The 23,454-nt window shown below is 37.2% G+C and carries 22 protein-coding genes, 1 pseudogene and 1 other annotated feature; all 23 genes and pseudogenes read right to left on the bottom strand.

What is annotated here, in order from left to right:
* Positions 1-55: 55 nt before the first annotated feature.
* On the bottom strand, positions 56-679 hold the full coding sequence (gene pyrE / locus Q5760_RS16495) for an orotate phosphoribosyltransferase (RefSeq protein WP_428908712.1): 624 nt from the start codon (positions 677-679) through the stop codon (positions 56-58).
* Positions 679-1,392 (bottom strand): orotidine-5'-phosphate decarboxylase, encoded by a 714-nt coding sequence (gene pyrF / locus Q5760_RS16500; RefSeq protein WP_428908713.1) that lies wholly within the window; start codon positions 1,390-1,392, stop codon positions 679-681. The genes pyrE and pyrF overlap by 1 nt, the downstream gene beginning before the upstream one ends.
* Complete coding sequence (locus Q5760_RS16505) at positions 1,393-2,304, bottom strand: dihydroorotate dehydrogenase (protein WP_428908714.1); 912 nt, start codon at positions 2,302-2,304, stop codon at positions 1,393-1,395.
* On the bottom strand, positions 2,301-3,080 hold the full coding sequence (locus Q5760_RS16510; protein ID WP_428908715.1) for a dihydroorotate dehydrogenase electron transfer subunit: 780 nt from the start codon (positions 3,078-3,080) through the stop codon (positions 2,301-2,303). Before Q5760_RS16510 ends, Q5760_RS16505 begins: the two co-directional genes overlap by 4 nt.
* Positions 3,077-6,289 carry a carbamoyl-phosphate synthase large subunit gene (gene carB / locus Q5760_RS16515; RefSeq protein WP_428908716.1) on the bottom strand — a complete coding sequence of 1,071 codons (3,213 nt, stop codon included), beginning with the start codon at positions 6,287-6,289 and terminating at the stop codon, positions 3,077-3,079. The genes Q5760_RS16510 and carB overlap by 4 nt, the downstream gene beginning before the upstream one ends.
* Positions 6,256-7,373 (bottom strand): annotated as a pseudogene (locus tag Q5760_RS16520) (carbamoyl phosphate synthase small subunit). The gene carB and the pseudogene Q5760_RS16520 overlap by 34 nt, the downstream one beginning before the upstream one ends.
* A complete protein-coding gene (locus Q5760_RS16525; RefSeq protein ID WP_428908717.1) occupies positions 7,370-8,653 on the bottom strand; it encodes a dihydroorotase in 1,284 nt (427 codons plus the stop codon). The pseudogene Q5760_RS16520 and the gene Q5760_RS16525 overlap by 4 nt, the downstream one beginning before the upstream one ends.
* The gene (locus Q5760_RS16530; protein WP_428908718.1) at positions 8,616-9,554 is read right to left on the bottom strand and encodes an aspartate carbamoyltransferase catalytic subunit; all 939 of its coding nucleotides are present in this window, start codon (positions 9,552-9,554) and stop codon (positions 8,616-8,618) included. The genes Q5760_RS16525 and Q5760_RS16530 overlap by 38 nt, the downstream gene beginning before the upstream one ends.
* 19 nt (positions 9,555-9,573) lie before the next feature.
* Entirely contained in the window at positions 9,574-10,863 is a 1,290-nt protein-coding gene (locus Q5760_RS16535) for a uracil-xanthine permease family protein (protein WP_428908719.1), read from the bottom strand.
* Positions 10,864-10,902: 39 nt separating this feature from the next.
* Positions 10,903-11,445 carry a bifunctional pyr operon transcriptional regulator/uracil phosphoribosyltransferase PyrR gene (gene pyrR / locus Q5760_RS16540; protein WP_428912613.1) on the bottom strand — a complete coding sequence of 181 codons (543 nt, stop codon included), beginning with the start codon at positions 11,443-11,445 and terminating at the stop codon, positions 10,903-10,905.
* A 228-nt stretch (positions 11,446-11,673) separates the two neighbouring features.
* Positions 11,674-12,585: an RluA family pseudouridine synthase gene (locus Q5760_RS16545; protein WP_428908720.1), complete on the bottom strand. Its 912-nt coding sequence runs from the start codon at positions 12,583-12,585 to the stop codon at positions 11,674-11,676.
* A complete protein-coding gene (lspA, locus tag Q5760_RS16550; protein WP_428912614.1) occupies positions 12,557-13,048 on the bottom strand; it encodes a signal peptidase II in 492 nt (163 codons plus the stop codon). The genes Q5760_RS16545 and lspA overlap by 29 nt, the downstream gene beginning before the upstream one ends.
* Positions 13,049-13,125: 77 nt before the next feature.
* A complete protein-coding gene (locus Q5760_RS16555) occupies positions 13,126-13,404 on the bottom strand; it encodes a TraR/DksA family transcriptional regulator (protein WP_428908721.1) in 279 nt (92 codons plus the stop codon).
* A 327-nt stretch (positions 13,405-13,731) separates the two neighbouring features.
* The gene (ileS, locus tag Q5760_RS16560; protein ID WP_428908722.1) at positions 13,732-16,503 is read right to left on the bottom strand and encodes an isoleucine--tRNA ligase; all 2,772 of its coding nucleotides are present in this window, start codon (positions 16,501-16,503) and stop codon (positions 13,732-13,734) included.
* Positions 16,504-16,574: 71 nt separating this feature from the next.
* Positions 16,575-16,986, bottom strand: a binding site (T-box leader).
* Positions 16,987-17,033: 47 nt separating this feature from the next.
* Positions 17,034-17,549: a DivIVA domain-containing protein gene (locus tag Q5760_RS16565; protein ID WP_428908723.1), complete on the bottom strand. Its 516-nt coding sequence runs from the start codon at positions 17,547-17,549 to the stop codon at positions 17,034-17,036.
* 81 nt (positions 17,550-17,630) lie between these two features.
* Positions 17,631-18,401 carry an RNA-binding protein gene (locus tag Q5760_RS16570; protein ID WP_428908724.1) on the bottom strand — a complete coding sequence of 257 codons (771 nt, stop codon included), beginning with the start codon at positions 18,399-18,401 and terminating at the stop codon, positions 17,631-17,633.
* 335 nt (positions 18,402-18,736) lie between these two features.
* Positions 18,737-19,000, bottom strand: a complete 264-nt coding sequence (locus Q5760_RS16575) for a YggT family protein (RefSeq protein ID WP_428908725.1) — start codon at positions 18,998-19,000, stop codon at positions 18,737-18,739.
* 6 nt (positions 19,001-19,006) lie between these two features.
* Positions 19,007-19,447: a cell division protein SepF gene (locus Q5760_RS16580; protein ID WP_428908726.1), complete on the bottom strand. Its 441-nt coding sequence runs from the start codon at positions 19,445-19,447 to the stop codon at positions 19,007-19,009.
* Positions 19,448-19,461: 14 nt separating this feature from the next.
* A complete protein-coding gene (locus tag Q5760_RS16585) occupies positions 19,462-20,139 on the bottom strand; it encodes a YggS family pyridoxal phosphate-dependent enzyme (RefSeq protein ID WP_428908727.1) in 678 nt (225 codons plus the stop codon).
* Complete coding sequence (gene pgeF, locus Q5760_RS16590) at positions 20,136-20,966, bottom strand: peptidoglycan editing factor PgeF (RefSeq protein WP_428908728.1); 831 nt, start codon at positions 20,964-20,966, stop codon at positions 20,136-20,138. The genes Q5760_RS16585 and pgeF overlap by 4 nt, the downstream gene beginning before the upstream one ends.
* A 73-nt stretch (positions 20,967-21,039) precedes the next feature.
* Complete coding sequence (locus Q5760_RS16595; RefSeq protein ID WP_428908729.1) at positions 21,040-21,306, bottom strand: YlmC/YmxH family sporulation protein; 267 nt, start codon at positions 21,304-21,306, stop codon at positions 21,040-21,042.
* Positions 21,307-21,593: 287 nt separating this feature from the next.
* Entirely contained in the window at positions 21,594-22,376 is a 783-nt protein-coding gene (gene sigG, locus Q5760_RS16600; protein ID WP_428908730.1) for an RNA polymerase sporulation sigma factor SigG, read from the bottom strand.
* Between the two features lie 353 nt (positions 22,377-22,729).
* Complete coding sequence (gene sigE, locus Q5760_RS16605) at positions 22,730-23,449, bottom strand: RNA polymerase sporulation sigma factor SigE (RefSeq protein WP_428908731.1); 720 nt, start codon at positions 23,447-23,449, stop codon at positions 22,730-22,732.
* Positions 23,450-23,454 lie beyond the last annotated feature (5 nt).

Raw genomic sequence — 23,454 nt, forward strand, 5'->3', positions numbered from 1 at the left:
TAAGTATATAAAAAGAAAAAGTCTAACACCATGAAATATGTTAGACTTCTCTTTATTATTTACCCCACTGGGATGGATTCTTTCTCCATTCCATTAATTTTTCCATATCGATATTTTCAATATAACCTTTTTCACTAGCAACCTCAACAAGTGTTGAAAAATCAGATAAAGAATAAGCAGTAATGTCGTTTTCCCTTAGTTGCTCTCGACCATTTTCTAGCTCATATGTAAAAATCGATACAACCCCTAATACTTCACAACCAGCAGCGCGGAGAGCTTGAACAGCAGTGATGACACTGCCACCAGTTGAAATTAAATCCTCTACTACCACTACCTTTTGACCGTTTTCTGCTTTTCCTTCAATTTGGTTTCCTTTTCCATGTCCCTTTGCTTTAGAACGAACATAGCACATTGGCACATTTAGCACATCACTTACCCAAGCAGCATGCGGAATCCCCGCTGTTGCTGTTCCTGCTACAACTTGCGCATCCGGAAATTTCTCTGTAATCAATTGTGAGAGCCCAGATGCTATTTTTTTTCTGATTTCAGGATATGAAAGTGTCAAACGGTTATCACAATATATGGGTGATTGGATGCCAGATGCCCATGTAAATGGATCATTTGGACGAAGTGTAACAGCTTTTATTTCTAATAAACTTTCTGCGATTTCTCTTTTCATTATAAAACACCTTCCCAAGCCTTAATAAACTTTCGATAACTTTCTACCGGGTCATTGGATCGAGTAATAGAACGACCCACTACCATATAAGAAACACCCACTTTTTTTGCAAACTCAGGAGTTGCCACCCGTTTCTGATCTCCAACTGCATCATTTTTTAAGCGAATGCCAGGAGTCACCGTTACAAATTCATTTCCTAGATGTTTACGTATAGCAGAAACTTCATGAGAAGAACATACAACCCCATCTAGTCCTGATTTTTTTGTTAAGCTGGCATAATGTAACACTGATTCTTGAAGAGGAACTGAAATCAGCTGTTCGCGTTTCATTTGTTCTTCAGATGTACTTGTTAATTGCGTTACAGCGATACAAAGGGGTCTTTTTCCCCCACTTGTTGTTCCGGCTTCGAGGCCTTCAAGGGCACTTTCCATCATCTCTTGTCCACCTGCAGCATGTACATTAACTAGATCGCAACCTAGTTTGGCTAACCCTTTCATGGCACTTTTTACCGTATTTGGGATATCGTGTAGTTTTAAATCTAAAAATATGGAATGTCCTTTTTCCTTAATCTCAGAAATAATGGCGGGTCCTTCTTGATAAAAAATTTCCATTCCGACTTTCACAAACAGCTTCTCTTCCTTAAATTGACGTAAGAACTCTGCAACTTCATGCTTGGAAGAAAAATCAAGAGCAACAATCACTGGACTTTGCATTTACTTCCAGCTCCTTCCTGTACATTGTGAAATATGGTCATATCCAAGTGTATTTAACAAGTCTGGTAGCTCATTAATAATGGATGGACACACAAATGGATCGACAAAATTCGCAGTACCGACAGCAACCGCACTGGCTCCGGCATAGAAATATTCAATAACATCTTCTGCATTTTGAACCCCGCCCATGCCGATAATTGGAATATTAACGTGTTGACTGACCTCATAGATCATACGAATAGCAACAGGTTTTACCGCAGGTCCTGATAATCCTCCTGTTTTATTCGCAATAACCGGCTGTGCATTTTTTATATTAATTCTCATCCCAATGAGGGTATTAATCATTGTAATTCCATCTGCTCCACCTGCTTCAACCGCCTTAGCCATCTCCACTATATCTGTTACATTCGGAGACAGTTTTACATAAACGGGAACTTGTGATACAGCTTTTACTTTTTCCGTTAATTTCTTTGCAATTTCCGGAACGGTTCCAAATGTTATTCCACCTTCTTTTACATTGGGACACGAGATATTTAATTCAAGTGCATGGACATTAGGTGCTTTCGAAATTTCTTTCGCTACCTCTACATAATCTTCTTCTGTTGTACCTGCTACATTCGCAATAATTGGGACATCAAATTGACTCAACCATGGAAGTTCTTCTGATATCACTTTATTTAAACCTGGATTTTGCAGTCCAATGGCATTTAGCATTCCCGCAGAGGTTTCAGCTACTCTTGGAGTTGGGTTACCAAAACGTGGTTCTACCGTTGTAGCTTTAATCATAATTGCTCCTAATTGACTCAAATCATAGAACTCGCTAAATTCACGACCAAACCCAAAACAACCTGATGCTGGCATGATTGGATTTTTTAAATGTAATCCAGGTAATTTCACATCAAGCATACTCATAGTATAACCTCCCCAGCCCTGAATACTGGACCATCACTGCAAACCTTTTTATAAGTATGGCCAGATTCTTGATTGACCGTATGGCAAACACACGCAAAACAAGCACCAATTCCACATCCCATTCTTTCTTCTAATGAGAGAAAAACCTTTTTATCTGCGAAATTGGTTTCTAAAGCTTTAAGCATGGGGGTTGGACCACAAGAATAAAGGGTATCAAAATTGATCTGACGTTCTTCAATTACATCTGTCACAAAACCTTTAACACCATAAGAACCGTCTACAGTAGCTATATAGGTTTCTCCTAGTTGTGTAAACTCTCTTTCATAAAATACAGCTGACTCGGATTGAAATCCTAAAACGTGAATCACTCGAACCCCTTTTTTGACAAGTTGACGAGATAATTCATATAGAGGGGGTACCCCTATTCCACCACCAACTAATAGTGCAGTTTCATCTTTTTCTATTTCATTAATTGGAAATCCGTGACCAAGAGGACCTAAAATATCGAGTTGTTCCCCCACCATTTTTGTTGATAGAATTTTCGTTCCATGTCCTTCTGCCCGATAAATCATCGTAAATTGTTGGTTGTCTTTGTCAATTTTCGCAATTGAAATTGGGCGCCGTAATAAAGGATCTACTCCATTCGAAACTTTGATATGAACAAATTGACCTGGTTCATTCATTTGCTTAACAAGCTCACCTTTTAAGGTGAGCTCATATATGGACTCTGCAATTTGTTTTTGTGAAACGACGGTACAAAATTCTTTACCGGTCATGAAAAAACGACCTCCTTCGTTTCAGACGATTTCCCCATTGCTTCGGCTGAGAAGTTCATCGATTCAATTACTTGTAAAATAGCCTCTGCCGTATCAAGTGATGTTAAACAAGCTACTCCATTTTCAACTGCTTCGCGACGGATTCTGAATCCATCACGTTCAGGTTGTTTACCTTTTGAGAATGTATTCACAACAAACTGGGCTTCGCCGTTTCGAATCACATCTAAGAGGTTCGGACCGTCTGTGCCGATTTTATCAACAACACTAACTTTTATTCCAGCCTTTTGTAAGTATTCTGCTGTTCCACTTGTTGCCATCAAGCGATAACCAATAGCAGAAAAACGTTTGGCCAGATTTAATGCTTCTTGTTTATCTTTATCTGCAATCGTTAATAATACGGTACCAAAATTTTGAATTTGGAATCCAGCTGCCACTAAACCTTTATATAATGCCTTTTCAAGCGTTATATCCTTACCCATTACTTCACCAGTAGATTTCATTTCTGGTCCTAAAGTAATATCTACATTTCGAAGTTTAGCAAATGAAAAGACTGGAACCTTCACATACACGCCTGATTTTTCTGGAACAAGCCCTGATGAAAATCCCTGCTGTGCTAATGATTGACCTAGAATCACTTTTGTTGCAATGTTAGCCATTGGCACATTCGTAATTTTACTTAAGAATGGAACCGTACGACTTGAACGAGGATTTACCTCAAGAACGAATACTTCATTGTTGCTAACAACATATTGAATATTAAGTAAACCTTTTATATTCAATCCTTTTGCTAATTTCTCAGTGTAGGTAATTAATGTTTGTTTAATTTCATGGGTTAAGCTTTGTGGAGGATAAACTGCAATTGAGTCTCCTGAGTGAACACCAGCACGTTCAATATGTTCCATGATTCCAGGGATCACAACGTCAACCCCATCACAAATAGCATCTACTTCTATTTCTTTTCCTGTTAAATAACGGTCTATTAAAACGGGATGTTCTGGATTAATTTTGACAGCATTCTTCATATAATGAAGGAGTTCCTCTTGTTTTTGAACAATTTCCATTGCTCGGCCGCCCAGTACATAAGAAGGTCGAACCAAAACCGGATAACCAATTTCTTCAGCGATCCTTAATGCTTCATCAACAGATAGGGCTGTTTTACCTTTAGGCATTGGAATTTCTAACTCCACTAGGGCTTGCTCGAACTTATCACGGTCTTCGGAGCGGTCTAAATCTTCTAGTGATGTTCCCAAAATTTTCACTCCGCGCTCAACTAATCCGGCTGCTAAATTAATAGCTGTTTGCCCTCCAAACTGAACGACTACACCTAACGGCTTTTCTAAATCAATAATATGCATAACATCTTCAATCGTCAGGGGTTCGAAGTATAATTTATCTGAAATACTGAAATCAGTTGAAACTGTTTCAGGATTATTATTCACAATAATAGCTTCATATCCAGCCTCTTTAATTGCCCAAACACTGTGTACAGTTGCATAATCGAATTCAACTCCTTGACCAATCCGAATTGGACCTGATCCAAGGACAACGACACTTTCACGTTCTGTAACAATTGACTCATTTTCATCTTCATAGGTTCCGTAAAAATACGGTGTTTCTGATTCAAATTCTGCTGCGCATGTATCAACCATTTTATAAGTTGGAATAACTCCTTCTTCTGAACGCCAAGCATAAATTGCTTTTTCAGTTGAATCCCAAACATTTGCGATTGCCTGGTCTGAAAAACCTTTTTGCTTTGCCTTTAAAGCCCATTCCTTTTCAAATGGGAATCTTGAAAGTTCCTTTTCAAACTTAACAATGCCTTCCATCTTATATAAGAAGAATAAATCAATTTGACTCCATTCATGAATCGTTTCGATGGTCACACCACGTCGTAAAGCTTCAGCAATGTAAAATAATCTTTCATCACCAGCTTTACGAATTCTTTTTTCAATCGTTTCATCATTAAATTCTTCAGCATTTGGTAACGCGAAGTGATAGACATTGCTTTCAAGTGAACGAATTGCTTTTAAAAGTGATTCTTCAAAAGTTCTTCCAATGGCCATAACCTCTCCTGTTGCTTTCATTTGCGTTCCAAGAAGTCGGTTAGCAGATTCAAATTTATCGAATGGCCAACGTGGAATTTTGGTTACAATATAGTCTAGCGCAGGTTCGAAGCTCGCATATGTCTTTCCTGTTACAGGATTCATCATTTCATCTAGTGTTAAACCAACAGCAATTTTTGCTGCAAGTTTAGCAATTGGATACCCTGTAGCCTTTGAGGCAAGGGCAGATGAACGGCTAACACGTGGATTTACCTCAATAATATAGTAATCATAGCTATATGGATCAAGTGCTAATTGAACATTACAGCCACCTTCAATTTCTAAAGCTCGAATGATTTTTAATGATGCATTACGAAGTAGCTGATATTCACGATCACTTAATGTTTGACTAGGTGCCACTACAATTGAATCCCCTGTATGAACACCAACTGGATCAATATTCTCCATATTACAAACAACAATTGCGTTATCATTACTATCTCTCATTACTTCGTATTCAATTTCTTTAAATCCAGCAATGCTTTTCTCAAGTAAGCATTGTGTGACAGGACTGTACTTTAAACCACTCGAAACAATTTCTATTAATTCTTCTTCATTGTGACAAATCCCCCCGCCAGTACCACCAAGTGTGAAAGCAGGACGAACGATCACAGGATAGCCAATTTCCTCAACAAACGATTTCGCTTCGTCAAGGTTATGAATGATTTCACTTTCTGGGACTGGTTCATTTAATTCCTTCATAAGTGAGCGGAATAAATCACGGTCTTCAGCCTTTTGAATGGCAGACAGTTTCGTTCCTAATATTTCTACACCACATTCTTCTAAAATTCCAGAATTAGCTAATTCCACGGCAAGGTTCAAGCCTGTTTGACCACCTAATGTTGGCAACAATGCATCAGGTCTTTCTTTTCGGATAATTCTTTCGACAAATTCCAATGTTAGGGGCTCGATATATACAGCATCCGCAATCTCAGTGTCTGTCATGATGGTTGCTGGATTAGAGTTCACAAGGATTACTTTATAGCCTTCTTCTCTAAGGGCAATACAGGCTTGTGTTCCTGCGTAATCAAACTCTGCTGCTTGCCCAATGACAATGGGTCCTGATCCGATCACTAAAATACTATTAATATCATTACGCTTTGGCATATGATGTTTCCTCCCCTTTAGCCATTTCAATCATTTCAAGGAATTGTTGAAACAAATAGTTTGCATCTTCAGGTCCTGGTGATGCTTCTGGATGGTATTGTACGGTAAAAGCAGGATAATCTTTATGTTTTAAACCTTCAATTGTCCCGTCATTTAAGGCGATGTGTGTAACTTCTAATCGCGTTTCTTTAATCGTTTTTTCATCAACTGTAAACCCGTGATTTTGGGAAGTTAAAGCTACTTTCCCTGTGACCAAATCTTTAACCGGATGATTAGAACCTCTATGTCCAAATTTCATTTTTACTGTATCGGCACCACAAGCAAGAGCAAATAATTGATGACCTAAACAGATACCAAATAAAGGAACTTTTCCTAGCACTTCTTTAATCATATTGGTAGCTTCCGGAACATCTTTCGGGTCCCCCGGTCCATTTGTTAGCATGATTCCATCTGGACTTAACTGTAGGATTTCCTGAGCTGTTGTATTGTATGGTACTACAATGATGTCACATCCACGTTGATTTAATTCTCTTAAGATCCCGTGTTTCATACCGTAGTCCACTACGACAATTCGTCTTCCACGTCCTGGACTTGGGTAGGCTGTTTTTGTTGATACTTGCTTCACTTGATCATGACGAATTTCGGTTGCTCTTAATCTTTCAAGAACCTCAGCATCATCTTCATTTATATGACAAATGGCACCTTTTAACGTCCCGTGATTACGAATAATTCTTGTCAGTTTTCTTGTGTCAATCCCTGAAATCCCTGGGATGTTTTTCATCTTAAAAAATTCATCTATTGAATATTGACTGCGCCAATTCGATGGATAATCAGCAAGTTCTTTAACAATAAAACCATTAATGGCAGGATTTATTGATTCAAAATCATCGCGATTAATACCGTAGTTACCAATTAAAGGATAAGTTAATGTTACAATCTGTCCACAATATGACGGATCGGATAGAATCTCTTGGTAACCAGTCATCCCTGTGTTAAAAACAATTTCTCCGGTCGAAACCGTTTCACTGCCAAATGATTCCCCTATAAAAATCGTACCATCCTCTAAGATCAGCTTTTTCTTCATACTAAATCACGACCCTTCTCCCAAGCTATTTTGCCATCAACAATAGTTGTAACTGGCCAACCTTTACATTGCCAACCTGCAAATGGAGTGTTTCTCCCTTTTGACAAAAATGTCTCCGGATCAATCTTTATTTCTTTGTTTAAGTCTAGTAAAACGATATCCGCAGCACAACCGACCTCAAGCTTCCCAGTATGTAAGCCAAATGTCTCTGCAGGTTTTTTCGTTAAAAGATCAATTAATTCTTCAATAGATAAAATATCTTTTTCAACAAGATGAGTATATAAAAGAGGGAATGCTGTTTCTAAACCAACAATGCCAAATGGAGCTAGCACCATTCCTTCTGCCTTTTCTTCGCTAGTATGCGGCGCATGGTCTGTAGCAATAAAATCGATCGTTCCATCTAAAACGCCTTGAATTAATGCATCACGATCAGAAGAACTACGTAATGGAGGATTCATTTTATAATTTGGATCAAGTCCTGGAATATCTTCATCACACAATAATAAATGGTGTGGCGTCACTTCAGCGGTTACGTTAATACCCGCACGTTTTGCATCTCTAACCGTCCGTACAGATTCTTTTGTACTAATATGACAAACATGATAATGGCAATTTGCCGCTTCAGCTAGCAAAACATCTCTTGCGATTTGAACCGATTCACATACAGAAGGTATTCCGTTAATTTCATGTTTTTCAGAAAACGTCCCTTCATGAACAGAACCTTTATTAATTAAGCTATTATCTTCACAATGCGCTACAATAGAAAGTCCCACATCCGCTGCCTTTTTCATCGCTTCTAACATCATTCCAGCAGACTGTACTCCCACACCGTCATCTGTTAAGGCAAAGGCACCTGCTTCTTTCAATTCTGAGAAGTTCGTTAATTCTTGCCCTGCTTCTCTAACCGTAATGGAGGCATAAGGCAATACTTTCGTATGTGCAGTTTCTTTTATCCGATTTTGTACCCATTGTAATTGCTCTTTATTATCTGGTACTGGTCTGGTATTTGGCATCGCAGCAACAGTCGTAAATCCTCCCTTTGCTGCAGCAAGTGTACCTGTTTCAATGGTTTCCTTTTTCTCTCCCCCTGGTTCACGAAGATGGACATGAAGGTCAATAAAACCGGGTGCCACGATAAGTCCTTGGGCATCAATGGTCTTATCTGCTTGGTAGAATAAATTTTCACCGATTTCTTTTATTGTGTCCTCCTCAATAAACAAATCTCCTTTTTTCCATTCTCCATTAATAAGCAATTGACCATTTTTGATTAGTATTGACATGGTTGATACCCCCTCCTTGGTTTTCCAAAGCGCGTTTAATTACCGCCATTCGTACAAATACACCGTTTCTCATTTGTGTAAAGATTCTGGATCTTTTGCATTCGACTAATTCATCCGCTATTTCGACATTTCGATTAACAGGAGCCGGGTGCATAATGATACTCTTTTGTTTCATTCTTTTCTCTCTCTCAACGGTTAAACCAAATTCTTGATGGTAATTCATTTCAACAGCGTCATCGCTTGACTCATGTCTTTCATGTTGTATCCGGAGTAACATGACAACATCTGATGTTTCGATTGCGGTATCAATCTCCTCATATGTTCCATTTTCAAGAAGCGATTCATCAAACCAAACCTTTGGTCCTGAAAATACTACTTTTGCTCCTAACCTTGTTAAAACATCGGCATTTGAACGGGCTACTCGACTATGTCTGATGTCACCAATGATCGCTACTTTCAGCCCCTCGAATCTTCCAAACTCTTGTTGAATCGTAAATAGATCGAGCAGGGATTGTGTGGGATGATGCCCACAACCATCCCCTGCATTGATAACAGGTATTCCTACCCTATCTACTAATTCATCAAAATAACGATCCTTTTCATGTCTAATGACTACTGCATTTACGCCAATTGATTCAAGCGTTCTTACCGTATCATACAAAGTTTCACCTTTTAAAACACTTGATGTACCTACTTCAAATGGAATAACATCTAACCCAAGTTTTCTTTCGGCCATTTCAAAACTTGATTTTGTACGCGTGCTTGGTTCGAAAAATAGATTTGCGATAAACATTTGTTGATTAAGATTCCATTGTTTACCTGAGAAAAAGTCATTTGCGTCTTTTAAGATTGTCTGAATTTCAGCAGTTGACAATAAAGTGGTTGACAATAAATGATTCACGATCCCATCCCCCTCTTATTTAATCTACATGAGTTTCAAAGATATCCTCTTCAATTCTCTCTTTACCTGGAAGAACTAAATTCAGGACCACACCAGCAATTGCAGCAAATGCCATTCCCTGAAGTTGAATGTTCCAAACCTGGATGAACGCTCCACCAATTCCTAAGACTAAGATAACAGAAGCAATCGCTAAATTGCGATTCTTGCCAAAGTCCACTTTATTATCTATTAACATTCGTAATCCAGAAGATGCAATAATTCCGAATAAAAGGATCGATACACCACCCATTACTGGTTGTGGGATTGTATTAATTAAAGCTGTTATCTTACCAACAAACCCTAAGATTAGGGCGAGGATTGCCGCTCCCAAAATGATATATACACTGTAGACCTTTGTAATCGCTAAAACGCCAATATTTTCTCCATAAGTTGTTTTAGGTGGTCCACCCATTACAGATGAAATCATAGTTCCTAGTCCATCCCCCAGTATGGAACGATGTAGACCAGGTTCTTTTATATAATCTCTTCCTACTACTTTACTTAAAACTAGTTGGTGTCCAATATGTTCGGAAATTGTCACGATTGAAATGGGTACCATTAACAAAAGGATATCTGTTGAAATGACCACTTCATAATCGACAAAAGGAACTACAAAATCTGGCCACTCGAACCACCCTGCTTGCAGTACCGGAGTAAAATCGACAATCCCAATGATAACAGAATAAATATACCCAATGATAATTCCTACTAGAATTGAGATTTGACTTAAAAATCCTTTAGCAAATACTGAGAAGATAATTGTAGCAATTAATGTTACAAGTCCAGCTGAAAAGTATAGGAATTCATATTCGCCCGCTGGATTATTCATAGCCATTCCTACAGCAGTTGGCGCTAACGCAAGTCCAATTACCATGATAACTGGGCCCACTACGATAGGTGGCAATAGCTTCATGATCCATTGATAACCGGATATTTTAATAATAAAGGCCACAATCATGTAGACTATTCCAATCATGAAGCACCCAATCATTGCTCCACCAACACCTTCAGATGCTTTTGCTGCAATAATCGGTGCTATGAAAGCAAAAGATGAACCAAGATAAGCTGGTACTTGCCATTTTGTAAAGATGAGAAATAGAATGGTGGCAATCCCACTTGAAATAAGCGCAACAGCAGGACTTAATCCTACTAATACTGGTACTAGCACTGTTGCACCAAACATGGCAAATAAGTGCTGCAAACTTAAGGTTAGCCACTGAAATGGCGATGGGATATCTTTAACGTCTAAAACGGGTTGTTGATTACTCAAGATGTTTTTCCTCCAATTGTTTTAGAATGAAATTCTTTTTTATTTTTCATGAATGCTGACTTGATCAGTCTGATCAACTTCACTTAACTCTACAACGATTTTTTCCGAACTGGACGTTGGAATATTTTTCCCAACATAATCAGCTCTAATTGGTAATTCTCGATGACCCCTATCAACTAACACTGCGAGTTGAATGGCACTTGGTCGTCCGATATCGATAAGCGCATCTAATGCAGCGCGGACTGTTCTACCGGTATAGAGAACATCATCGACTAGTATGACCGTTTTATCTTGAATATTATGTTCTATATTCAGTCCTTTCACTAGCGGCTCCTGATTTACTGTTTTAACAGATAAATCATCACGATACAATGTGATATCCAAATCGCCAACTGGGACATTATTTCCTTCAATTTGCTTTATTCTTTCCGCTAAACGGTTCGCAATATAAATTCCCCTTGTACGAATTCCTACAAGTAGTAAATGGTCAATTCCTTTATTTTTTTCGATAATTTCATGAGCAATCCTTGTTAATGCTCTTCTAATTGCTGGTTCATCAAGAACAATCGCCTTTTGAGGCATGTAGTACCACCCTTTCATATGATTAGTTCCTCATTATTAGTATGCTTTTTATCGAGAAATAAAAAACCCTCTTACCGTGTAGGCAAGAGGGCATACGAATGCATGTTCTAATGTTATTTACAAATATCACGTATTTGTAGTTAACGATCCGTTTCCTTCTCAGCCTCACGGGACTGATTTAAAGGACTTATTTAATTAATGTAATCATAAGGTACTTATACTAGTTTGTCAATGACTTTTTCTAATCGTTGTCACTAGTCTTTCATATTCTTCTGGTAATGGTGCCTCAAACTCTAAGTATTCATTTGTTGTTGGATGGGTAAACCCCAAAACAGCAGCATGCAAGGCCTGTCCATTAATATCCAATGTTTTTCGTGGACCATATTTAGGATCACCTACTAAAGGGAAACCGATATATTTCATATGTACTCGTATTTGATGAGTTCTTCCCGTTTCTAAACGGCACTCAACAAATGTATATTCATTAAAACGCTCGAGTACATGAAAATGAGTCACTGCATGCTTTCCATTTTCTACAACGGTCATACTTTGCCGGTCTTTTGGATCTCTCCCAATGGGTGCATCAATCGTTCCATAATCATGACCGATATTTCCATGAACAAGGGCCTTATACTTTCGTGTCACAGTTTTTTCAACTAATTGATTAACAAGATGTTCATGGGCATGATCATTTTTCGCTACCATTAATAATCCTGACGTATCTTTATCAATTCGGTGAACGATACCTGGTCTTAATACACCATTGATCCCTGATAAATCTTTACAGTGGGCCATTAATCCATTTACTAACGTACCCGTCATGTGACCCGCTGCAGGGTGAACAACCATTCCCTTCGGTTTATTAACAACTATGACATCCGAATCCTCATAGTAAATATCTAAATCCATTTCTTCTGGAATCACATCAAGTACTTCTGGATCTGGAATGGATATTTCAATCTGATCATTTACATTACACTTATAATTTGTTTTTACAGGCTGTTGATTTACAAGCACCTGTCCTTCTTTTATCCATTGTTGAACCTGTGTTCTTGACCATTCAGAATTTAAGGTTGAAAGCACCTTATCAATTCGCTGGGATGTTTCATGATCAAGAACCGTGTGTTCCACTTTCTGCATTTATTTTCCTCTTTTCTTTTTTCTCTTCACGAAACATATGTATAATTAATAATCCCACACCAATCACAAGGGATGAGTCAGCAACATTAAAAATGGGAAAGTTGTATCCAAAAGGATATGAGTGAATAAAATCAACGACCTCTTGATGTAACACGCGATCAATAAAATTCCCAATAGCTCCGCCAAGCATTAATGAGAGTGCCCACTTAAATAAAGCACCTTCACCTTTAGACTTTTGCATGTAAAAGACAATACCTACAATCACGATGATAGTAATTATATAGAAGAACCACATTTGCCCTTCCAATATTCCCCATGCAGCTCCACGATTACGATGGGATGTTAAATAAAGAAAATCTTCAATGATCGTAATACTTTCACCTAATTCCATATTTTTAACAACTAACCATTTTGTCACTTGATCAATAGCAATCATTAGGATTGCAATAACATAATAAAACAACACAAAGGTACCCTCCAATAATAGAAAAAGACTCCTTTGCATTTTAGCATATTGCTTTAAAAAACGACAGTGGTTTATCAAATTGATTTATGAATCAAATATTGAAGAGTCTTACAATCATCTATTGATTTTAATGTCGGGACAATGGACAAGAGTTCATCAGGTATTAATTCACCAGAAACTTCACATGTCCCAAATGTACCGTTTTCAATTTTTGTTATAGCAGTATCAATATCTTGTAATTCAGCTTCAATATATGGTTGAACCAGCGGGGAACTTCCTGTTTCGATTTTTTTTAATAACTCTTGTTTCGTTGTACGGAGTTCAGAATAGATTTCAAAATACTGTGGATCCATATCAATTCCTCCGTTCTATTTGTTTCCCTTTATCATGCCCCGCTCTTATTTCATAAAACATTAAAACAATTGACAAGGTAAACAACAATTGACGAAGGTGGAATATTTTACAAAGGAAAGTGTAGGCGCCTTGCCCACCCCCGACTAGCACAAGACGAGTACTTCTTAAGGCGTTTTTTGCCTTCAGAAGTACTCGGCTTATCCTTTCGTCCCTAGGAGCCGACACTAGACAGGCTTGTGACCTCAAAGGTGTAGGCGCTGATACTAGACAAAAAAATGCACAAGCGTTTACTAAAACGACTTGTGCATTTCTAAATCTAGATTTTATTAAGCTAAATGGCTATAGTTTTCTTTAACTACTTCGGCACAACGTTTACAGAGTGTTGGATGTTCTTCTACTTCACCAACGTGAGGAGTAACGGTCCAACATCTTTCACACGTTTCACCTTCTGCTTTTGAAACAACGATTGCCGCATGTTCTAATTTTAAGGCTTGCTCTGGAGCCTGTGCATAAGAACCAGCAACTTCAAAATCAGAAACGATGAAAAGTTGTTGTAGATTTTCATGAATCGTATCTAATAATTTTTTCGTGTCATCTTTTACATAGAGTGAAACCTTTGCTGTTAACGATTTACCAATTACTTTTTCATTACGAGCTTCTTCAAGCGCCTTTAAAACATCATCTCGTAATTCCATGAATTTAGACCATTTTTCCAATAATTCTTGAGAATTTGGAAGATCTTTCACTTCTGGCATATCTGTTAACTGCACGCTTTCTTCTTGTACACCTGGGATAAAGTCCCAAACCTCGTCTGCTGTATGGGAAAGAATCGGTGAAACTAATTTCGTTAATGCAAGCAAGCTTTCATATAAAACCGTTTGGATACAACGGCGATCCTTTTGATCTATTGCTTCAATGTAAAGAATATCCTTCGCAAAATCAAGATAGAACGAGCTCAAATCAAGAGTACAGAAGTTATTTACCTCATGATAAATACTTGCGTACTCATAGTTTTCATAATGGTCTTTTACTTGAGCGATCAATTTATTTAATTTTACTAACATAAATTGATCGACTTCGCGTAAATCTTCATATCGTACCGCATCTTTTTCAGGGTTAAAGTCAGAAATGTTTCCTAGCAAGAAACGGAAAGTATTTCGGATTTTTCGGTATACTTCTGCCACTTGTTTTAAAATAGCGTCTGATACACGTACATCCGCCTGATAATCAACAGATGCAACCCAAAGTCTTAAAATATCAGCGCCATATTGATTCATCACTTTTGCAGGAATAACAACGTTTCCTAGTGACTTACTCATTTTTCTTCCTTCACCATCTAAAGCAAATCCGTGGCTTAAGACACCTTTATATGGAGCCTTTCCTGTTACAGCTACTGCAGTTGATAAGGATGAGTTAAACCAACCACGATATTGATCGGATCCCTCTAGATAAAGGTCTGCAGGTCGCTGCAAGTCATTACGTTCTAATAAAACCGCTTGATGTGATGATCCTGAATCAAACCAAACATCCATAATATCTGTTTCTTTTGTAAAGTTACCATTTGGACTGCTAGGATGTGAAAATCCTTCTGGTAGCAAGTCTTTTGCATCGCGTTCAAACCAAACATTTGAGCCATGTTCACGGAATAATTCTGAAACATGGTTAATGGTTTCATCCGTAATAATCGGCTCTCCATTTTCAGCATAGAAAACAGGGATCGGAACACCCCATGCACGTTGTCTAGAAATACACCAGTCACCACGGTCACGAACCATATTATATAATCTCGTTTCACCCCATGCCGGAACCCATTTCGTTTCTTTTACTGCGTCTAACAAATCTTCTCTAAAATCTTTAATAGATGCAAACCATTGAGCAGTTGCACGGAAAATGATTGGTTTTTTCGTTCTCCAGTCATGTGGGTAGGAGTGGGTAATAAATTGAAGCTTTAATAAAGCTCCCACTTCTTCTAATTTTTCAGTAATGGCTTTGTTCGCCTTATCATAGAACATGCCTTCAAAACCTGGTGCTTCATTCGTCATTACCCCTTTATCATCAACAGGGCAAAGAACATCCAAGCCATATTTCTGACCAATATAAAAGTCATCTTCCCCATGTCCTGGTGCAGTGTGTACACATCCAGTACCAGCATCAGTTGTAACATGCTCACCTAACATGACAAGGGAATCACGACCGTAAATTGGATGTGTAGCAACAACACGATCTAATTCTCCACCATTAATCGTCTTAACAACTTCTGCTTCTTCCCAGCCAAGTTCATTTTGAACCGATTCTAACAAGGCTTCCGCAACGAGATATTTTTGTCCTTTTTCAGTAACAACGACGTATTTTAAGTTAGGATGTACAGAGATCCCAAGGTTTGCTGGGATCGTCCATGGAGTTGTCGTCCAAATGATGATTTGAACATCAGTATCTAAAACACCCTTCCCATCTTTTACCTTAAATGCAACATAAATGGACGGTGATTTTTTATCTTTATATTCAATTTCAGCCTCAGCTAATGCAGATTCACTAGTCGGGGACCAGTATACAGGCTTCTTACCTTTGTAGATATAGCCTTTTTTAGCCATTTCTCCAAATACTTTGATTTGTTGTGCCTCATATGCAGGTTTTAACGTGATATACGGATTTTCCCAGTCACCACGAACCCCAAGTCGTTTGAATTGTGTACGTTGGTTTTCTATTTGTTCATAGGCATATTGCTCACATAGTTTTCTGAATTCTGCAACTGACATTTCTTTGCGATTAACCCCTTTATTGGTTAATGCCTGTTCAATTGGTAGTCCATGTGTATCCCAGCCAGGAACGTAAGGAGAATTGTATCCGTTCATTGATTTAAAACGAACAATAAAATCTTTTAAAATCTTATTTAATGCGTGTCCCATATGAATATCACCATTTGCATATGGTGGACCGTCGTGTAATACAAATATAGGACGATCTTTTGTTCTATCTTGTACCATTTTATAGATATTCATTTCTTCCCATTTTGCTTGAATATCAGGTTCTCTCTTAGGTAAGTTGCCTCTCATCGGAAATTCCGTTTTCGGCATTAATAAAGTATCTTTATATTCCATCGTAATTCCTCCATCTAGAAATTGGTTCTTACTATAAGTAAAAAAGACAAATAAAAAAACCCCACATCCCAAAAAGGGACGAGAAGGTTTTCCCGCGGTACCACCCTTGTAGATAAAAATAATTTCTATCCGCTCAAACCATTCTTAACGTGAATGAAACGCCTGTGCCTACTAATTAAGTTCGCCCGTTGAATTTACGCCAGATCTTTATCGAAATTTCTCGATAAAATACGTAATAAATCACAAGACTCATCGGAAATTTAACTTCAATCATCTGGCTTTTGAAACCCATCTGAGTCAGAAAACCTTCTGCCAATCATCCCACTTATAAAAGGAGGATTTCTCCTGAATGAAGTTAAATATATATTTCAGCAAAGGAACTCAAGGGTGATCTTCCAAACTTATTCTTATTACTAGGCTTTCACCGTCCCTAGTTCGCTATATATAAGTGGATAAGTGTACTGTCCCTATCTTTGTTATTACCTATATTCATTAATTGTTAAAAATTATATTCCTTTTCTTAAAAAACGTCAAGCTAAGGAATCTTCTTCTTTTAATGATTGTAATTCAGTTGAATCTAGTTCATATTGTAAGAGTTGATCCCAATCATCGCTATTCAGTAAATCTAGTTGAGCCTCAATTAACATCTTAAAACGTGTTCTAAATACTTTTGATTGTTTTTTCAGTTCTTCAATTTCTAAAGCAATTTTTCTTGCCTTTGACAGTGATTCATTTACAATACGGTCTGAGTTTTTTTCTGCTTCCTTGATAATTAATTTTGCCTCTTTTTGCGCGTTCCGCTTTACCTCTTCAGCTGCTTCTTGGGCAACTATAATCGATTTATTAAGCGTTTCTTCAATTGAATTAAAATGACCGATACGCTCAGTCATTTCATTCAAGCGCTCTTCTAATTCTTTTTTTTCACGGATGACCATTTCATAATCCTTAATTACTTGGTCAAGAAACTCATTTACTTCATCTTCGTCATAGCCACGGAACCCTTTACTAAATTCCTTATTATGTATATCTAATGGCGTTAATGGCATACTGCCACCTCCCAAGTATTTTCTCTAGTTTGCACCTTTACTTTTTCGACAAAATCTTTTATTTTCCTGCATAAAAATTGATTATTTTTGTTTTCCAATTAAAATCTTCCACTTTTCTTTTTTGGAAAGTCCATCAAAAGAAAGGATTTTACTACGCCCGAACCTTCGAACAGATAAAGTATCCCCTACACCGCATTCAAACGAAGGATTTTCGATGGTTTTCCAATTAACTTTTACCAATCCTGACTGGATAAGGGTCTGTGACTTTTGCCTTGAAATTTGATAGATATTTGAAATCATCACATCTAGTCTTAATGAGGATACTGTCATTAATACCTCATCCCACTGTTCTTTTTGAATGATAGCCTGGGATAATGGTTGTGCAATTAGTTCGATTGTTGCTTTTCCCATTGACTTCACTTCAAGTCTGACATAATCGGCAATTTCACCAGCACAAAAAAATTGAATTTTTTGCTCTGATAACAATATGTCACCAAATTTTTCTCTTTTAATCCCGATTGACATGAGACTCCCCAGAACTTGTGGATGTGTCAAGGTGATAAATTTACTAGGATACTTGACTTCAAATAAAGTAATTTGAAAATCATCCTCTGTCAATTCATAGTAATCGGGATAAAGGAATGCACGCTTGCGCTCCGTATCGTCTGTACCACCGAAAAAGGCAATCCTTGTATTTTGCCCACCTACAATTGAATTAACAATTTGTTGTTCCCGTGGATCTAAAAAATCCGTCAATTTAGGGGCATATCTTTCTTCTACATATTCTTTCCAATTTAGTACTTGGTCAATAAACCCGCGTTCTTCCGGACGAAAGTGCTGATATATAGACATACCTTCCACCTTTTTTGAAAAGCGCAAGCGCACCCTTAAGTCTGCACAAGACGAACCGTCAAGAAGATTGTTCTTTAATCTTTTTGACGGATTGAAAGAAATGCATAGGCAACTGCCTAGGGACTTATGTCTAGACAAGTACTTCTTAAGGCGTTCTTTGCCTTTAGCAGTACTCGAGTTATCCTTCCGTCACTAGGAGCCGCCACTAGACAAGCTTGTGACAAAAAGAAGGGGTAGGGCGCCGGAGCTAAACTTAATTCTTTTTTTTAAAATGCTTTCTATCAACAGAAAAAGGGACTACTATTTGAGCCCCTTATTGCTCTTTTCGTTTTATTTTAAATAAACCATAATGCTAATTGATTTAACCCTGCTGTCGCTAGGTTTAATACTAAAAAAGCAACGATTGGTGAAATATCAATCATTCCAAGAGAAGGAATAATTTTTCGAAATGGTTCTAAATAGGGTTCACAGATTCTCCCTAAAAACTGTCCAATCGCTGAACTCCTTGCATTTGGAAACCATGACATTAATATATAAATAATTAATGCCCACGAATAATAATAAATCGCTGCTGACAAAATGCTAATAATAATACCCATTAAAAATTACCACCTCGAATGTTCAAATTCCTTTTCTGATAAGAGTTCTGATATAGTACCAGAAACCTCAATATTGTCTGGAGTACAAAGAAAAATATCGGTTCCAATTTTTTGAATATCTCCACCTATGGCATAGACGGTACCACTTAAGAAATCTACAATTCTTTTTGCTTGATCGTATTCAATCCGTTGAAGATTAACCACAACAGCTTTACGGTTTTTTAATTCATCGGCAATATCTTGAGCTTCTGCATACACACGAGGTTCGATTAATATTACTTTAGATGATTGTTGAATACTTTGCAGGCTGACAACATTTTGCTTTTGTACAGGTTTGGATTTTCTCTCTGGCTGGGGCTGATATTCTTCCTCGTACTGATCTTCGTCCACTTCTGCATAGTCATCATCCAAAAAGAAAAATGTTTTAAATTTAGATTTAATACTCATTTTCAACGAACCCCCTATTTTTCTTCCCCGACAAGAGCTGTTCCTATGCGTATCATTGTTGCTCCTTCTTCTATTGCAATTTCATAGTCGTTTGACATTCCCATCGACAACTCTTTACATGGAGCAAACTCTAGTTCCATTTGCTGAACTTTGATTTGTAAAGATTTTAATGCTCTAAAACAGTCCCTTACAAGTGACTCATCATCTGTTAAAGGTGCCATTGTCATTAATCCAACCACTTCTATATTTGGATATTCTTCTAAAGATTGGATAAAACCTATTAATTCATCTGGAGAAATTCCATGCTTGGTTTCTTCACCAGAAACATTCACTTGCACGAAGCATTTAACTATGCTTTTGCTGCGTTTATTAATTTCCTTTGCTAACGAAAGGCGATCCAGAGAGTGAATATAATCGACTTTTTCTATGATATTTTTGACTTTCCGTGATTGTAGTGAACCAATAAAATGCCATTTCGGCTTGTCCTGCAACACTTCCCATTTCTTAATTAAGCCCTCATCATAATTCTCACCAAGATCTAGGATGCCTGCATTAACGGCTTCCTGTGCCCGCTCATTGGACACGTATTTTGTAACAGCTATAATTTTCACTTCATTTGGATTTCGATTAACCTTTTTGCAAGCCTCGATAATCTTTTTTTGAATAACTTGCAGGTTTTCAACTACTTTCATTTTTTTTGCTTGGTCTCCTTCCAGCCTATAAAACTAATCATACGTCCAGTCTTGCCTTGATCTCTACGATGTGAATAAAAAAGATCTTTATGACAACTCGTACATAATTTCGTTACCAATATATTTTCCGGTAAAACTCCAGCTAATAATAGAATTTGCTTATTACATTCCTTTAAATTTAATCGATACTGTCCGTCACTAATTTCATTATAGGGAAGTATTTCGACACCTTCTAGTCTATTTTGAACTAAATTTATTACATTGTCATCTACAATATAACAATTTTCGCAAATTGAAGGTCCGATGGCCACTAAAATCTCACTTGCCTTCATCTCTTTAACTTGAAAATTCTGAATCATATCTCGAGCAATTCCATTTACCGTGCCTTTCCAACCTGCATGAGCAATTCCAATCGTTTTTGATTGTGGATGCAAAAAATAAAGAGGAACACAGTCCGCAAAACATAATGTCAGTAAAATCCCTTTATCCAAGGTGAAAAAACCATCAGTTCTACTAAAAGCAGAGTCATAAGTATTTGCACCCATTCCCTTATCGGAATGAGTAATAGTTTTAATCTGAACTTCATGGGTTTGCTCGGCACCTACCCAATGTTGGATAGGAAAATCTAGTTTTTTTGCTAAAATTTCTCGATTCTCACATACATTCTTTTTTGTATCATTTACATGAAAACCCATATTTAAACTGTCAAATTCATGATCACTTTTCCCGCCATTTTTCGTCGTAAAGCCAACCGTTAAATCCGGAAACATACCGACCCACTGAGACAAGGAAAAAAATTCTTTTTCTTCTAAAACAAAAGGCTCCATCACAATACCTCTTTTATTTTCTATTTTAATATTTTATCATACAACCGTACCTCTTCCTAGTAAAAAAAGGAATCTATTCCTCTTCTTGTATGTGAAATTCATTCTTCTCATTAAATCTAACTAAAATCACATCTTCCCCGATCTTTAAAATATTTTTCCATGGAATGACCGTTTCTTCCTCTTTTCCAAAAAGACTCAAAATTTTCCCTGTACCTGAAATAATTATCGCCTCGATTTTACCTGTTTGAAGATTGATATCAATATCGCTTATATTCCCAAGTTTTTTCCCATCAGCAACATTTACAACATCTTTTATTTGAAATTCAGATATCCTCACCATACATCCACTCCTAATCATTTACCTTATTAAATGTATAGTCGAGCAACGTTGTAAAAATGAGTATATAATCAAATTTGCATTGGCTAATTTACTCTCCCGATTTTTCCACATTTCAAAATGCCACATCCGCATGACTTAGACGTCCTGAACGTCGTCAAGTGATCTCGGTAAATGCCTAAAAATCCGAGGTAAACACCGTATTCTTAACTTTATTCACTAAAAAGCTCCCTTTTATAAAAACAAGGTTTTTAGCGAATAAAATTAAAAAAACTGCCATGACGGCAGTTTCAACTTTGAATGTTCTTATTCATTTGCTTGATTGCGGCTTTTTCCAAACGAGAAACCTGGGCTTGAGAAATACCAATTTCTTCAGCAACTTCCATTTGGGTTTTCCCTTGAAAAAATCTCTTTCTTAAAATCAATTTTTCTCGGTCATTCAATCTCCGCATACCTTCTTTAAGAGCAATTTCTTCAATCCAATTAATGTCTTTATTCTTTTCATCGCTTAATTGGTCCAATACAAAAATTGGATCACCTCCATCATTATAGATGGGTTCAAAAAGAGAAACAGGGTCTTGAATCGCATCAAGCGCAAAAACGATTTCCTCATGTGGTACATCAAGTTCTTTTGCAATTTCTTCAGCTGTAGGCTCCCGTGATGTTTTACTCATTAATCGTTCTCGAACTTGTAATGCTTTGTATGCAATATCCCGTAATGACCTAGAAACACGAATTGGGTTATTATCTCGTAAGTAACGCCGTATTTCTCCAATGATCATTGGGACCGCATAGGTTGAAAACTTCACGTTTTGACTTAAATCAAAATTATCAATTGATTTCATAAGTCCAATACAGCCAACCTGAAATAGATCATCAACATACTCTCCCCTGTTATTAAAGCGTTGGATGACACTTAGTACCAGGCGTAAGTTTCCGTTAACGAGCTGTTCACGTGCGGATAGATCTCCTTCTTGCTGTACTTTTTTGAAAAGCAATCTCATTTCTTCGTTCTTTAATACTGGAAGTTTTGATGTATCAACACCGCAAATTTCAACTTTATTTCGAGTCAATCCATTTCCCTCCTTACAGGAGTTGCTGTACAAAAAACAGTATCTCCCCTGCAAGGAAAAATATGCATTTATAAAAATGAGAAAAAAAACGAAAAGGGGGTGAATTCCTCACAAACTGTAGAATTCTCCCCCTTTTTTAAAAGAAAAAAATTTTTATTATTGAACTCACCCGCCGAAGTTGCGCCCTTATTTTTTTGAGCTTGCTATATTAAAATTACCGTAAAAATCGCAACCCTTTTAGGTGGTTTTACCTCAGTTTAAACCCTACTCACTCAAAAGCCCAATCCCTTAATCTCAAATGTGGAGCTTCTGAACCTGTTATATCTTTTAAGTCAACGATATCCCCAATGGAGTTACACCATTTTATTGAACTCTTTTTTTAGTCTTTTAATAATTCTTTTTTCTAATCGTGAAATATAAGACTGAGATATGCCTAACATATCTGCTACATCTTTTTGTGTCTTTTCCTCACCTGTCCCTAGTCCAAATCTAAGCTCCATAATTTGTTTCTCCCGATCTGATAACTGGTGTAAAGCTTTTAATAAAAGCTTCTTATCTACGCTTGCCTCAAGATCCTTCGTAATAATATCATCCTCTGTCCCTAAAACATCTGAGAGAAGTAATTCATTTCCATCCCAATCAATATTCAGTGGCTCATCAAATGAAACTTCAGAACGAATTTTATTATTCCGCCTTAAATACATTAAAATTTCATTTTCAATACAGCGAGATGCATATGTAGCTAACTTAATTTTCTTTTCAGGATTGAAGGTGTTCACTGCTTTTATTAAACCAATTGTACCGATGCTAATTAGATCTTCTATATTTATCCCTGTATTTTCAAACTTCCTAGCAATATAAACAACAAGCCTCAAATTCCGTTCAATCAAAATGGACCGAGCTGTTTTATCTCCATTAGGCAGTTTCTCGATTAACATGGCCTCTTCTTCTTTATTAAGAGGAGGTGGTAATGCTTCACTTCCACCGATATAAAAAACTTCGTCTGTTTTTAACCCTAGTTTCATTAAAAGTTTATACCAGTAATAAGATAATTTAAGTTTGAGTGTTTTCATCGTTT

The organism is Niallia sp. Kr1 (genome assembly GCF_050389805.1).
In the GTDB taxonomy this organism is placed as follows: domain Bacteria; phylum Bacillota; class Bacilli; order Bacillales; family Cytobacillaceae; genus Bacillus_BD.

Excerpts from the sequence above, each read along its gene's own strand:
- carB (WP_428908716.1), bottom strand. The coding sequence starts at position 6,289 with ATGCCAAAGCGTAATGATATTAATAGTATTTTAGTGATCGGATCAGGA.
- pyrE (WP_428908712.1), bottom strand. The coding sequence starts at position 679 with ATGAAAAGAGAAATCGCAGAAAGTTTATTAGAAATAAAAGCTGTTACA.
- Q5760_RS16525 (WP_428908717.1), bottom strand. The coding sequence starts at position 8,653 with ATGTCAATACTAATCAAAAATGGTCAATTGCTTATTAATGGAGAATGG.
- Q5760_RS16595 (WP_428908729.1), bottom strand. The coding sequence starts at position 21,306 with ATGGTGAGGATATCTGAATTTCAAATAAAAGATGTTGTAAATGTTGCT.
- Q5760_RS16505 (WP_428908714.1), bottom strand. The coding sequence starts at position 2,304 with ATGAGTATGCTTGATGTGAAATTACCTGGATTACATTTAAAAAATCCA.
- pyrR (WP_428912613.1), bottom strand. The coding sequence starts at position 11,445 with ATGCCTCAAAAGGCGATTGTTCTTGATGAACCAGCAATTAGAAGAGCA.
- pgeF (WP_428908728.1), bottom strand. The coding sequence starts at position 20,966 with ATGGAGCCTTTTGTTTTAGAAGAAAAAGAATTTTTTTCCTTGTCTCAG.
- ileS (WP_428908722.1), bottom strand. The coding sequence starts at position 16,503 with ATGGAATATAAAGATACTTTATTAATGCCGAAAACGGAATTTCCGATG.
- Q5760_RS16565 (WP_428908723.1), bottom strand. The coding sequence starts at position 17,549 with ATGCCATTAACGCCATTAGATATACATAATAAGGAATTTAGTAAAGGG.
- Q5760_RS16510 (WP_428908715.1), bottom strand. The coding sequence starts at position 3,080 with ATGACCGGTAAAGAATTTTGTACCGTCGTTTCACAAAAACAAATTGCA.
- Q5760_RS16555 (WP_428908721.1), bottom strand. The coding sequence starts at position 13,404 with ATGGATCCACAGTATTTTGAAATCTATTCTGAACTCCGTACAACGAAA.
- Q5760_RS16585 (WP_428908727.1), bottom strand. The coding sequence starts at position 20,139 with ATGAAAGTAGTTGAAAACCTGCAAGTTATTCAAAAAAAGATTATCGAG.
- Q5760_RS16575 (WP_428908725.1), bottom strand. The coding sequence starts at position 19,000 with ATGGGTATTATTATTAGCATTTTGTCAGCAGCGATTTATTATTATTCG.
- pyrF (WP_428908713.1), bottom strand. The coding sequence starts at position 1,392 with ATGCAAAGTCCAGTGATTGTTGCTCTTGATTTTTCTTCCAAGCATGAA.
- Q5760_RS16570 (WP_428908724.1), bottom strand. The coding sequence starts at position 18,401 with ATGTCTATATATCAGCACTTTCGTCCGGAAGAACGCGGGTTTATTGAC.
- sigE (WP_428908731.1), bottom strand. The coding sequence starts at position 23,449 with ATGAAAACACTCAAACTTAAATTATCTTATTACTGGTATAAACTTTTA.
- Q5760_RS16545 (WP_428908720.1), bottom strand. The coding sequence starts at position 12,585 with ATGCAGAAAGTGGAACACACGGTTCTTGATCATGAAACATCCCAGCGA.
- Q5760_RS16580 (WP_428908726.1), bottom strand. The coding sequence starts at position 19,447 with ATGAGTATTAAATCTAAATTTAAAACATTTTTCTTTTTGGATGATGAC.